This is a genomic window from Sulfurimonas sp., from assembly GCF_026988655.1.
In the GTDB taxonomy this organism is placed as follows: domain Bacteria; phylum Campylobacterota; class Campylobacteria; order Campylobacterales; family Sulfurimonadaceae; genus Sulfurimonas.
The window spans coordinates 1-12,645 of the sequence record NZ_JALSKT010000057.1; the positions used below are offsets into that span (position 1 = coordinate 1).

At 33.2% G+C, this 12,645-nt stretch carries 12 protein-coding genes; 7 read left to right on the forward strand and 5 right to left on the reverse strand.

Annotated features, from left to right (window positions below; all coding sequences use genetic code 11):
• Positions 1 to 140: 140 nt before the first annotated feature.
• Together MV052_RS06085 and MV052_RS06090 are read left to right on the forward strand one after the other, a co-directional pair.
• Positions 141 to 1,502, forward strand: a complete 1,362-nt coding sequence (locus MV052_RS06085) for a lactate utilization protein B (RefSeq protein ID WP_297441970.1) — start codon at positions 141 to 143, stop codon at positions 1,500 to 1,502.
• A complete protein-coding gene (locus MV052_RS06090; RefSeq protein ID WP_297441972.1) occupies positions 1,502 to 2,083 on the forward strand; it encodes a lactate utilization protein in 582 nt (193 codons plus the stop codon). Before MV052_RS06085 ends, MV052_RS06090 begins: the two co-directional genes overlap by 1 nt.
• Here the strand turns inward: MV052_RS06090 and MV052_RS06095 are convergent.
• Positions 2,055 to 2,984, reverse strand: coding sequence for a DMT family transporter (locus MV052_RS06095; RefSeq protein WP_297441974.1), 930 nt, complete (start codon positions 2,982 to 2,984; stop codon positions 2,055 to 2,057). The two genes, MV052_RS06090 and MV052_RS06095, sit on opposite strands and share 29 nt — an antisense overlap.
• 48 nt (positions 2,985 to 3,032) lie before the next feature.
• On the opposite strand from MV052_RS06095, the gene MV052_RS06100 reads away from it, so the two are divergent.
• Complete coding sequence (locus MV052_RS06100; RefSeq protein WP_297441976.1) at positions 3,033 to 3,665, forward strand: arylesterase; 633 nt, start codon at positions 3,033 to 3,035, stop codon at positions 3,663 to 3,665.
• On the opposite strand, the gene MV052_RS06105 is transcribed toward MV052_RS06100, so the two are convergent.
• On the reverse strand, positions 3,655 to 3,909 hold the full coding sequence (locus MV052_RS06105) for a hypothetical protein (protein ID WP_297441978.1): 255 nt from the start codon (positions 3,907 to 3,909) through the stop codon (positions 3,655 to 3,657). The genes MV052_RS06100 and MV052_RS06105 overlap by 11 nt on opposite strands.
• Before the next feature lie 219 nt (positions 3,910 to 4,128).
• Between MV052_RS06105 and MV052_RS06110 the strand changes: the two genes are divergently transcribed.
• The 4 genes from MV052_RS06110 (at position 4,129) to MV052_RS06125 (ending at position 9,073) form a co-directional block, all read left to right on the forward strand.
• A complete protein-coding gene (locus MV052_RS06110; RefSeq protein WP_297441980.1) occupies positions 4,129 to 4,383 on the forward strand; it encodes a DUF4212 domain-containing protein in 255 nt (84 codons plus the stop codon).
• Positions 4,384 to 4,395: 12 nt separating this feature from the next.
• Positions 4,396 to 6,279: a sodium:solute symporter family protein gene (locus tag MV052_RS06115; protein WP_297441982.1), complete on the forward strand. Its 1,884-nt coding sequence runs from the start codon at positions 4,396 to 4,398 to the stop codon at positions 6,277 to 6,279.
• A gap of 102 nt (positions 6,280 to 6,381) precedes the next feature.
• Positions 6,382 to 8,196 (forward strand): DUF294 nucleotidyltransferase-like domain-containing protein, encoded by a 1,815-nt coding sequence (locus MV052_RS06120; RefSeq protein WP_297441984.1) that lies wholly within the window; start codon positions 6,382 to 6,384, stop codon positions 8,194 to 8,196.
• Between the two features lie 265 nt (positions 8,197 to 8,461).
• Positions 8,462 to 9,073 carry a 3'-5' exonuclease gene (locus MV052_RS06125; protein ID WP_297441986.1) on the forward strand — a complete coding sequence of 204 codons (612 nt, stop codon included), beginning with the start codon at positions 8,462 to 8,464 and terminating at the stop codon, positions 9,071 to 9,073.
• Positions 9,074 to 9,328: 255 nt separating this feature from the next.
• Here MV052_RS06125 and MV052_RS06130 read toward each other — a convergent pair whose 3' ends face one another.
• Genes MV052_RS06130 through MV052_RS06140 form a run of 3 tightly spaced genes read right to left on the reverse strand, consistent with a single transcriptional unit; the run spans position 9,329 to position 12,356 of the window.
• A complete protein-coding gene (locus tag MV052_RS06130) occupies positions 9,329 to 10,174 on the reverse strand; it encodes a CheR family methyltransferase (RefSeq protein WP_297441989.1) in 846 nt (281 codons plus the stop codon).
• A gap of 11 nt (positions 10,175 to 10,185) precedes the next feature.
• Positions 10,186 to 10,737 (reverse strand): CheB methylesterase domain-containing protein, encoded by a 552-nt coding sequence (locus MV052_RS06135; protein ID WP_297441991.1) that lies wholly within the window; start codon positions 10,735 to 10,737, stop codon positions 10,186 to 10,188.
• A 50-nt stretch (positions 10,738 to 10,787) separates the two neighbouring features.
• Positions 10,788 to 12,356: a TrkA C-terminal domain-containing protein gene (locus tag MV052_RS06140; protein ID WP_297441993.1), complete on the reverse strand. Its 1,569-nt coding sequence runs from the start codon at positions 12,354 to 12,356 to the stop codon at positions 10,788 to 10,790.
• Positions 12,357 to 12,645 lie beyond the last annotated feature (289 nt).

The window sequence follows — 12,645 nt, forward strand, 5'->3', positions numbered from 1 at the left end:
CCCACAGGGAAGCTTAGTTTTAGGCAATCTTTAAAAGATAAAAGTTTTCGAATTAACAAGTTAGTCCTTCAAATTTTATATTTCAAATCTCACCCAAAACTAAGCTTTTGTGGGTGTTCTTACTGTGAAGTGGTCTCATAATGGGACATCCTGAAAAAGCTGCAGAGTTTATAGCCGATGATGAGAGAATGCACTGGCACGACAAAGCACTATGGTTTGTGCGTAAAAAAAGAGATGTAGCTGCTCATGGACTAGATGAGTGGGAAGAGTTAAGACGAGTAGCAAGTGAGATAAAAACTCATACCATAAGTAAACTTGATCACTATCTTGAAGAGTTTGAAAAAAACGCTAAAGAAAAAGGTCTACATGTACACTGGGCAAAAGATGCACAAGAACACAATGAGATAGTTTTGAAACTTCTTTTATCTCGTGGAGCAAAAAAGCTTGTAAAAAGCAAGTCAATGCTTACTGAAGAGTGTCATCTAAATCCATTTCTAGAGAAAAATGGTATAGAAGTAGTCGATACTGACCTTGGAGAACGCATAGTTCAGCTAAGAAAAGAAGCACCTTCACACATAGTTCTTCCGGCTATTCATCTAAAAAAAGAGGATGTTGGAAAAACTTTTGAAAAGTTTTTAAAAACAGAAAAAGACAACTGTGATCCTACCTACCTTACAAGAGAGGCGAGAAAACATCTTAGAGAAAAATTTTTAAATGCAGATGCTTCTTTGACTGGCGTTAACTTTGGTATAGCTGAGACTGGTGGTATTGTAGTTTGTACCAATGAAGGCAATGCAGATTTAGGAGCATCTCTTCCAAGTCTTCACATTGCTAGCATGGGCATAGAAAAAATTATACCAAGACTTGAAGATCTTAGTATATTTACAAGGCTTCTTGCAAGAAGTGCTACAGGTCAGCCCATAACATCTTATACTTCACACTTTCATGCTCCTGTTGAAAATGGAGAAATGCACATCATCATAGTTGACAATGGTCGCTCCAATATCATAGGAAATGAAGACTTTGTACAATCTTTAAATTGCATCAGATGTGGAGCATGCATAAACACTTGCCCAGTATATAGACGAAGTGGAGGACATAGCTACGGCTATACTATACCAGGACCAATTGGCTCTACACTTGGTGCTAGTAAAGATTTGAGAACAAATAAAACTCTACCCTTTGCATGTACACTTTGTGCATCATGTTCCAATGTCTGCCCTGTTAAGATAAACCTTCATAATCAGCTATATAAACATAGACAAAGCGTAGTTGCTGCTGGTCTTCTTGATTTTAAAAAGCATACAGCACTGAAAATTGCAACTTGGGTTATGAAACACCCTGCTCTCATGGATTTTAGTGGAAAGTTAGCAAGAAAGATTGTACCAAAACTTCCAAGAAGTATACTCTACTCAAAAGCAAATATATGGGGTAAAAAAAGAGAGCTACCAGAGTTTCCAAAAAACAGTTTTAAAGAGCTATATAAAGCGAGGAAAAAGTAATGTCTTCAAGAGAATATATACTAAACAATATCAAAAAAAATTTGCCATCAAAATCTGCTGAGTTACCAGAGACTAACATACCTCATACATACTACAAAGATAAAAATGAAAAGTTTTCAACCTCTCTAAGTAGTGTTGGAGGAAATGCACTCTGGCTAAAAGATCAAACAGTAAATGAGTTTGTAAAAGAGAACTATAAAAACTTAGATGTTATTACCTCTACATGTAGAGCCTTTACTGCTAACACTATTGATGCCAACCAACCAAACAGACCTCACCCTTTAGAGTATGTGGACTTGGCCGTTGTTGATGCAGAATTTGCGGTGGCTGAAAATGGTGCTGTTTGGGTTAAAAACAGTGACAACCGCCATAGAGCTTTGTATTTTTTAGCAAAACAGCTTCTAATAGTTGTTAAAAAAGAAAATATTGTAGATACAATGCATGAGGCATATGAGCGGATAAAATTTGATGAAAGTGGCTATGGTACTTTTATAAGTGGACCATCTAAAACTGCAGACATAGAGCAGTCTTTAGTTATAGGAGCTCATGGTCCTACTGCTGCTTGCGTGCTTTTCGTCTAATATGAGCTTGCTTTAATCTCTCAGTTGGCATCTGAGAGATAAATACTCCACTCAATATAACAGCTGAGGCTACAAGCTCAATAAAACCTAGTTTTTCACCTAAAACAAAAAATGCTAAGAGAAGAGCAAATATAGGAATAAGATTTATGTATACAGCTGCCTTACTAGCCTCAATGCGTCCAAGTGCAAAGTTGAACATACCATATCCACCAAGAGTAACTACTACGCCTAAATAGACAGTCCAAATCATCGCATCTAAATCAAAAGTGAACCCTATATTATTGTATTCCCATACAGCAAATGGAAAGAAGAATATAGCCCCAGCAAATGACTGAATTGCAGTTAAAAATAGTGCTGAAAACTTTTCACTAAGGTGTCTAATTGTAATAGCATATCCTGCTCCGCATACCATAGCAAAAAATTCAAGTGTATTTCCTAAAAGTGGATTTGAAGCATTTTCACTGCTCGAAGTTACTAAACTTAACCAAACTGCACCACCTACAGCTAAGAGTGCACCAACAATAAGCCGTTTTGTAATAAGCTCCTTTAAAATTATACCTGCAGCAACAGCTGTTATAAGGGGCATCATTGAAGTAATCATACCTGCTTGTCCTGCACTTGTGTATTGTAATGCTTTTGCTTCAAATATAAAATATAAACATGGTTCAAAAAATACCATTAATACAATATACTTAATATCATCCTTGTTAAATTTTAATTTTGTAAAACTTTTAATAAAATATACAAAACATAAACTTGCAACAAACATACGACCAAAAATAACACTCATAGGACCAAGTGGACCAATTGCAGATTTTAATGCTATAAAAGAGCTTGCCCAAACTAACATAGCCGTTACTAGTGCCGTAACAGCCAACCAATCAATATCTTTTTTTACCAAAACTTCTCTTTTTTGCACGAATTCTATCATAATCTGATATAATAATGTATGAGTATAGTAAAATTAGTCTTTTTAGCAATTATTGCCATTGTAATTTTAAACTTTTTTAATAGCAGTGATGAAGAGTTTGACGGAGCCATTATGTTACCAATTGATACAAAAGTTGTTGCATTTGGTGATAGTATCACATATGGATATAGAGTAGCTAAAGAAGATAGCTATCCATCACAGCTCTCAAAACTACTTCAAACTGAAGTTATCAATGCTGGTGTAAATGGAGAAGTAACAAGTGAAGCTCTTAGAAGACTCCCTAAAATACTAGAAAAATATAATCCTAAAATTCTTATTATCTGTGAAGGTGGAAATGATATTATACGAAGAAAAAGTCTTCTAAAAGCAAAAGAAAATATTAAAAAAATGATAGAAATAGCTCGCAAGAAAAATGTTCATGTTGTACTTGTAGGTGTTCCAACTATGGAAGTACTAACTCTTTCAACTGCACAAATATACTATGAAATAGCACAAGAATTAAATGTGCCATTAGATAGCAGTTCCTTAGAAAATATACTTGGAGATAGTTATTTAAAAATAGATCAAATACATCCAAATGCAGAAGGATATAAAATACTAGCAAACTCTCTTGCAAATATCATAACAGAAACATATATACCTACTTTTTAAACCTCTCTAATAACTCCTTGCCATATGCATCAACTAAAAGAAGTAGTTCATCTTCATCTATGGTTATCATCTTCTCTTTTGTAGGAACATTATGCTGAAGTACAATCAACTGAGTACAAAGCTTATATAGTTCATTTGTATCCATATCAGCCATAGCCTTTATCACTTTAATAGGTAATTCTTTTGCTTTTAACTGGTGCAATGAACTTACACTTGATAAAAAATCTTCTATTACTGGGTTCACATCTTCTCCTAATTTTTTTGTTATTATACAATAATTTAAAAGGTAATTTAAAAGGTGTTTCATTTTTACACATAAAAAAAAATTTTAATAACTTTTTTACAAAATTTTATCTTTGCTATGCTAATGCTATGTAGAGATTCTATCATAGTGTTTGAAAAATGTTAATGTCTATTTTGTTTAAATACTCATTTTACATTAAAATCTACTCAAGGAGACCTTATGAACAAGGAAGCTGCAGAAGCTTATTGGAAAGAGAATATTTCACTTATTCTCAAGCTATTGGTAGTCTGGTTTGCCGTATCTTATGGTTGCGGTATTATCTTTATAGACGAACTCAATGCGATTACATTTGGAGGATTCAAACTAGGATTTTGGTTTGCACAGCAAGGTGCTATATATGTTTTCTTGGTTCTTATTTTTGTTTATGCAAAAAAGATGGAAGCAATTGAAGAAAAATACGACATTCACGAATAAAGGGAAAATAATATGGAATTACAAAGTTTAATTTATCTATTTGTCGGACTATCTTTTGCTCTTTATATCGGTATTGCGATTTGGGCAAGAGCTGGGTCTACTAAAGAGTTTTATGTTGCAGGTGGAGGAGTTCATCCTGTACTGAACGGTATGGCTACTGGTGCAGACTGGATGAGTGCTGCTTCTTTTATCTCACTTGCAGGTATTGTTTCACTAAAAGGTAGTGATGGTGGTGCTTACTTGATGGGTTGGACTGGTGGTTATGTACTACTAGCAATGCTTTTAGCACCATACTTAAGAAAGTTTGGAAAGTTTACTGTTCCTGATTTTGTTGGTGATAGATACTACTCTGACTTCGCTCGTACAGTTGCTGTTATATGTGTAATCTTTATTTCATTTACATATGTTGCGGGACAGATGAGAGGTGTTGGAATCGTTTTTTCTAGATTCCTACAAGTTGATGTAAATATGGGTATCTATATTGGTATGTTTATCGTTTTCATATATGCTGTTCTTGGTGGTATGAAAGGTATTACATATACACAAGTTGCTCAATACTGTGTTATGATTTTTGCATTTACAGTTCCTGCAATCTTCCTTTCACTACAAGTTACAGATACATTTTTACCACAAATCGGTTTTGGTGGGTCTATTCCATTTCAATTTGATGACGGTATAAGGATGATTGATAGTGGAACATACTTACTACATGCACTAGATACCTCTATGACTGATCTTGGATTTGGTGCTTATACTGTAAGTCATGGTGGTACTTGGAATGTTTTCATGCTAACTACTGCTCTTATGCTTGGTACTGCCGGACTTCCTCATGTTATCGTTAGATTTTTTACAACTCCAACTGTAAAAGGTGCAAGAATATCTGCTGGTTGGGCTTTAGTATTTATCGCAATTTTATATACACAAATTCCTGCAGTTGCTGGTTTTGCAAGACTTAACTTAATCAAAAACCTACAAAATGTTGATTATGCAAAATTTGTAAATAATGAGATAGAAGGAAATAGCGGAATATGGTTTAAAAACTGGGAAAATTCTGGTCTTATAGCTTGGACTGATAGAAACGGTGATGGTAAAATCCAATTTGCATCAGGAAAAGCTTTTGAAGGTGCAAAAGGTAAACCAAAGTATGCAGAAGGAAGAGGAGCAAGTGGAGAGCGTTTAACTGCAAACCCAATGCCATCTCATACTGCAAATGCTGATGAGATGAGAGCAAATGGTAAGATTGTCAATGAGCTTTACCTTGACCGCGATATTATCGTTTTAGCTAACCCTGAAATCGCAGGTCTTCCAAACTGGGTTATTGCAATTATCGCAGCAGGTGGTCTTGCAGCAGCACTTTCAACTGCAGCTGGACTTCTACTTGTTATATCTACTTCAATTTCACATGACCTTTTAGGTAATGTGCTTATGAAAGACCCTGTAACTGGTAAATCTAAAATGAGTGAAAAAGCAGAGCTTCTAAGTGCTCGTCTTGCTGCTATCGTAGCGATTGTCGTAGCTGGTTACCTTGGAATTCACCCTCCAGGATTTGTTGCACAAGTTGTTGCATTTGCATTTGGTCTTGCAGCTGCTTCATTCTTCCCTGTAATTATCCTTGGAATTTTCTATAAGAGAATGAATAAAGAGGGAGCAATTGCAGGTATGCTTAGTGGTCTAATATTTACCTTTGGATACATAATCTACTTTGTATTTATGGGCGGAGATAAAGCTGACTATCTATGGGGTATTGCTCCAACTGGTATCGGTACTATTGGTATGATTTTACACTTTATTGTTGCAATAATAGTAAGTAAAATTACTCCACCACCACCACAGCATATACAAGATCTTGTTGAAAGTATCAGAATCCCTAGAGGGGCTGGTGCGGCAACTCACTAATCTACTCAAACACACGGTTAAAAACCGTGTGTTTGCAATAATTTAGCCTTTTTTTAACTTATTTGTGATAACTTAATAGAAGTCTAACACTAAGGTTACACCATGAGTCTACATGATCAAGAAGCATTTTTAAAATCTATTCACCCCTTTGAGTTACTAAAACCAAGAGAACTTACAAAAGCCGTTAATTCAATGGATATTGCCTACTATAAAAAAGATACTGTGCTAATATCACCTGATAGTATTTCTGACTTTTTATATCTAATTATTAAGGGTGAAGTTGGAGAGTACCACAATGATGAACTTATAAAAGTATATAATAATTCAAATACATTTGATGCTGATTCTCTAATATATGATAAGACTGAGTATACATTTAAAGTTCTTGAAGAGCTTATATGTTTTGAAATGAAAAAAGAGGACTTTAAGTCTCTATTAGAATCAAATACTGAATTTAAAAACTTCTATATAAAAGATCTTGCGAATCGCATACAATCTGCAAAGCAAAAAGAGTATACAACACAAATGTCTGGCTTTATGATAGCAAGAGTAAGCGACTCATATCTCCATGATCCATGTATTGTAGATGCAAAGAGACCAATCATGGAAGCTCTAAGCGAGATGGAAGAGTTAAAAACAAACTGTATACTTGTTGAGGACAATGGTACGCTTGGAATTGTAACTGATAGTATATTAAGAAAGCACATACTTTATAATAACTACGATAAATATGGTCCGATAGGTCCAATTGCCTTAAGCCCTATAATTACGATTGAGCATAATGACTTTTTATTTAATGCCCTTCTCTCTTTTACAAAAAATTCGATAAAAAGAATTGTAGTAACAAAAGATGATAAAGTTATAGGGATTTTAGAGCAACTCGATCTTCTTAGCTATTTTGCAAATCACACATATCTTGTAGCTGTTCAGATTAAAAAAGCAACTTCGATTGAAGAGTTAAAACTTGCAAGTGCTGATTTTATTAATATTATTAAAAAGCTTCATGCAAAAGGAACTAAAGTAGAGTATATTGCTAAACTTATTTCAGAATTAAATGAAAAGATATATGAAAAACTTTATGAGATGATAGTCCCACAAGAGTTAGCCAGTAAAGCTTGTTTGGTTGTTATGGGTAGTGAAGGCAGAAAAGAGCAAATGCTCAAAACAGACCAAGATAATGCACTCATTATAGAAGATGGGGTAGACGCTACAGAATTTACACTCTATATGGAAAAATTTACAAAAACACTTATTGATTTTGGTTTTCCACCTTGTGATGGAAATATAATGGTTTCAAATGAGTATTGGAGAAAAAATAGTGAATCATACAAAGGTGAAATAGCTAGATGGTTAGAAGCTCCTAGTGGCGATGACTACATGCATTTAGCAATATTTTTTGATGCAATGAGTGTTGCTGGAAATCATGAACTTTTACTTGAATTAAAAGATATGATATTTAATGGAGTAAAAGATAGAAGTGTATTTATGGCAAACTTTGCAAAAGCGGCACTTCTTTTTGAAACACCCATTGGAATGTTTACCAACTTAATTGCAAAAAATAATCATATTGATGTAAAAAAAGGTGGTATATTTCCAATTGTACAAGGAATTAGAAGCATGTCACTGGAAAATGGTATACATATAACAAATACCAACAGTCGTATGAGGGAATTAAAAAAGTTAAAGCTTATTGAAGAAGGCTTTTGTGATGCACTTGAAGAGGCATTTGATACTCTTTTAAATCTCAGACTACAAGAGAGGCTTAGATATTTTGAACATGAAGAAGATCCAGACAATAGAATTGATATAAAAAATCTCAATCAACTTGAGTTAGACCTACTAAAAGATAGCTTTAAAATCGTAAATAAATTTAAAGATTTTTTGAAACACCATTTTAAACTGAATATGGTGCAGTAATGAGACCACTACACAGTAAAAACACCCACAATATCAAGAGGTTTTGTATAGACAAGGCAATTGATCGCAGGACTAACTGGTTAGTTCAAGAACAATTAACGAAGTATATGCGAAACCTCTTGATACCCGCAGGGAAGCTTAGTTTTGGGCAATCTTTAAAAGATAAAAGTTTTCAAATTAACAAGTTAGTCCTTCAAATTTTATATTTCAAATCTCACCCAAAACTAAGCTTTTGTGGGTGTTCTTACTGTGCAGTGGTCTCATAATGCTTTCTAAAATTTTTACCCATTTTAACAGAAAAAATCTCAATAACGAAGATTATGCATTTTTATTTGATGAGCCACCTGTTGATGAATATGTTGTATATGATACTGAGACAACTGGTTTAAATCCAAAAGTAGATGAAATATTATCTATTGGTGCTGTTAAAATAAAAGGCAATAAAATTTTAGCTTCTGAGAAGTTTGAACTCTATGTACAACCAACAAAAGAGATTAGTGAAGAGAGTATCAAAATACACCAAATAAGAAATATTGATCTTCAAAATGGGAGTAAACCAAATGAGGCAATAGAAAAATTCCTACATTTTATTGGTTCATCTACACTTGTTGGTTACTACCTTGAATTTGATGTAAACATGATAAACAAATACTTAAAACCATATCTTGGGATTAAACTTCCAAATAAACAGATAGAAGTATCTGGTATCTATCATGATAAAAAAATAAAATTTATCCCTGATGGTCATATTGACTTGAGGTTTGATTCCATTATGAAAGATTTAGAACTTCCTATTTTTGGTAAGCATGATGCAACAAATGATGCACTAATGACAGCCATGATGTTTGTAAAACTAAAAAATATATCTAAGATTTAGGATGAGTATATAGCCATCCAAGAACAAACTAAGGCATACTAGCGATAAGAGAAGTATGCAATTGCGAGACAAAAGGTTGCAAGAGCTACTAGTAGCTTTAAAACCTTTTAACGAAGTCAAGTGTATGCTTCTCTTATCGTCCTTTGGATAAGTCATAAGTAAGCAATCTGCAAAGCATCTATCTCTCACCTTTACTAGTAAAGGCTTCAAGATAGCTACTTCACATCTCACTCACTTATGACTTACTAGTATGCCTTAGTTTGTTCTTGGATGGCTATAGTAAGCACTACTCCCAAAACCAACTTTAGTTAGCCACTCATTTTGTGGAACAATATCTGCATGACCGAGCAAAAGTCTACCATCTCTTTTTAAAAGTTTAGAAAACCTTTGCATTGCTATTAGTCTTGTTGTGTTATCAAAGTATATAAACATATTTCTTGAAAAAATTATATCAAAACTACCTATTGATGTAAATGAATCTTCAAATATATTAACTTTTCTAAAATTAACATGCAAAAAATGCTCTGATTTTATTTGGTACATATCATCCTTGTATGTAAAATACCTATTTTTAACATTTTCATTTAACTTATGTAGTGATCTTTTAGTATATAATCCTCTCTTCGCTTTTGTGATTGCTTCTGAATTAATATCAACTCCAGTAATAGTGAACTTATTTGATAAATCTGTCTGTTCACTCAACATCATACTAAGTGAATATACCTCTTCACCAGATGCACAAGGTGCACAAAGAATACTCACACTCTTATCTCTACTAATGGCAAAATTTACAGCTTCTTGTAGCTGTCTCTCTTCACGAAAAAAATATGTCTCATTTACGGTAAGTAGATTTATAATCTCTTGTTTTAAATCATTCTTGCATTTAACTAATCCAAGTAAATCACTAAAACTGTATATCTCTTTATCTTTACAAAACAGCTTTAGTCTTGTCTCTATGATACTTTTTTTAAGAAAAAGATCAATACCAGTTTCTAATTTTACATAATGTAAAAGATCTTCAAGTCCAATACTATTAAACTCCTGTTTATACAGTTTATTAATTTTTTTTTCTTGGCTTTTATTTTTTTTTCTAAAAAACACTATTTAGACCTTTACTTAGTAAATTTTTTAACAAATTTTATTATTTCATTTAGATGCATAACTTCTATATTGCTATTCAATTCAAATGCTTTTTTTGGCATACCAAATACAATAGCACTCTCTTTGCTCTCTGCAATTGTATTTGCACCTTCAATTTGAAGTTCACTAAGTCCACTAGCTCCATCACTTCCAATTCCTGTCAATAAAATTGCCAACACATCATAAGTTTTACATAATTTGACTGCTGATTTAAACAGATTATCTATACTGGGATTATAATGCGAATTAACACTATTGTCTACTTGGAGCTCAACACTATTATAAAGAATATTTAATCGACAATGAGTAGAACAGATATATATTGAACCCTTTTTTATTCCGTGATTACTATCTACCGCATAAAAATCAAATGGCATTTCATCATTGAACTGCTTTACAAAACTTGATATAAAAACTGGATTCATATGCTGAGCAACTACAATTGGTACATTTATTGAACTATCTAAATTGGAAAAAATTTTTTTTAAATGCCCAGGACCGCCAGTAGAGGCACCAATAAGCACAAGTTTGTCTCTAGTAGATATCGATATATTATCCTCCTGTTACACTATAACTAATAAATCTTCATACCAAGCTGTGCAAGAATTATCATAAGAACTAATGACATAGGATAAACTGCAGCATAAGATATTGAAGAGTATTCTGATTTGGTTGTATTATTTACCATTGTAAGAGTTGGTGTTGAAACCATTGCGCCAGAAAGCAATCCTAAAATATTAATAAAATTCATCTTTAAAAATACCCTACAAAGCACTGTCATAATGGCAATAGAAAACACCAATCCAAAAACTGCAATATAGACTGGTGTAAAACCATTTTGCGATATGGACTCAACTAAGTATTTACCAGCATTTGTTCCAATTGTTGCCATAAAAATAAGCTGTCCCAAAGTTTTCATCATACTTGTAGAGTGTGGTGAAAGCTGAAAAACTATGCCTCCAACTCTTCCTTTTCTACCTAGTAAAATAGCAGTCAATAAAATACCTCCGACAAAGCTTAACTTTATACTACCAAATCCTGGTATTACAAAAGGGATACTACCGATTAAAATACCTAAAACTATACCTAGAGATATAGGAAGAAAATCAGCAGCAGGGTATTTTAAAAGATCATCACCAATAATTTTTGTAACTTTTTTACCATACTCTCTTGGAGCAACAACATAAAGCTTATCTCCTAAACGCAATGTCAAACCAGGATTTGGAGTAATATCAATACCAGATCGCCTTACTTTTGTTATTACAGCACGAAGTGTTTTTAACTGTGTTATTTGTGCTATTTTCTTACCAACAATATCTTTTGAAGCGACCAAAAGTCTAAAAACTTTCATATCATCATGAAACTCAAAAGTATCTTGTATCTCTTCACCTAAAATAATCTCTAGTTTTTTTAACTCTTTAGCAGTTCCTGATGCTCTTACTATATCGTTTACATGTAGAAGATTATCATCTTCACTATTATATTCAATACGCTCTATAATAGCTCCCGTCATGTCTTCAATTTGCTGTTTATCAACACTACTGTTTTTAAAATTTTCATTAATTATTCTATAATTCCTAGTAAAAACCTCTGGATATTTTCTGCGTTGATCTTGTTCATATTTCTTTATCTCTTTATCAAGATCTACTCTAAATATAATTGGTAAAATTCTTACAAATAAAACTGTAATAACAATACAAAAAGGGTATACTAAACCAAAAATTACGGATATAGAAGAGTCATCACTAATTTCAAGAGCAGATGCAAGAGCTGGAACACTTGTAAGTGAACCTGTAAATATGCCCTCTATTGTCCCTGGTGGAAGCTCCATATACATTCCAATAGCACTAATAGTTAAAAAGATAAGAACAACTAGTATAATAGCTAAAAGATTTAATCTAACACCATCTTTTTTAATAGTTTCAAAAAAACCTGGACCAGACTGTAAGCCAACTGCATAGATAAATATTGCTAAACCAAAAAATTTAAACTCTTCTGATATAATCAAACCATAATGGCCTGCAATTAGTGCGACTATAAGCATGGCAGTAATGTCCAGTGAAAATCCGCGTATTTTTATATTACCGAGGATATATCCTACTGATATTATTGAAAAAAGATAAAATATTTCGCTTTGAATCATAAGAAGTGCCACACTTTTTTAAGATGTGGAATTATACAACAATTTTGAAGATTTACAAACTCTTTATAGTAGAATTTGTAAATCTATTATATGTTCTTTTGAGTATGTTCCGCAGTCGGTGCATAAATGCACAACGACTTTACGGTGCGAACGATAGGTATCTTCCGCAGTCGGTGCATAAATGCACAACGACTTTACGGTGCGAACGATAGGTATCTTCCGCAGTCGGTGCATAAATGCACAACGACTTTACGGTGCGAAAGCTAAAAACGACACACAAGTGTCGTTT

What these genes read in the sequence shown, in the direction of transcription:
- MV052_RS06085 (WP_297441970.1), top strand. Translation starts at nt 141, where the DNA reads ATGGGACATCCTGAAAAAGCTGCAGAGTTTATAGCCGATGATGAGAGA.
- MV052_RS06090 (WP_297441972.1), top strand. Translation starts at nt 1,502, where the DNA reads ATGTCTTCAAGAGAATATATACTAAACAATATCAAAAAAAATTTGCCA.
- MV052_RS06100 (WP_297441976.1), top strand. Translation starts at nt 3,033, where the DNA reads ATGAGTATAGTAAAATTAGTCTTTTTAGCAATTATTGCCATTGTAATT.
- MV052_RS06110 (WP_297441980.1), top strand. Translation starts at nt 4,129, where the DNA reads ATGAACAAGGAAGCTGCAGAAGCTTATTGGAAAGAGAATATTTCACTT.
- MV052_RS06115 (WP_297441982.1), top strand. Translation starts at nt 4,396, where the DNA reads ATGGAATTACAAAGTTTAATTTATCTATTTGTCGGACTATCTTTTGCT.
- MV052_RS06120 (WP_297441984.1), top strand. Translation starts at nt 6,382, where the DNA reads ATGAGTCTACATGATCAAGAAGCATTTTTAAAATCTATTCACCCCTTT.
- MV052_RS06125 (WP_297441986.1), top strand. Translation starts at nt 8,462, where the DNA reads ATGCTTTCTAAAATTTTTACCCATTTTAACAGAAAAAATCTCAATAAC.
- MV052_RS06140 (WP_297441993.1), bottom strand. Translation starts at nt 12,356, where the DNA reads ATGATTCAAAGCGAAATATTTTATCTTTTTTCAATAATATCAGTAGGA.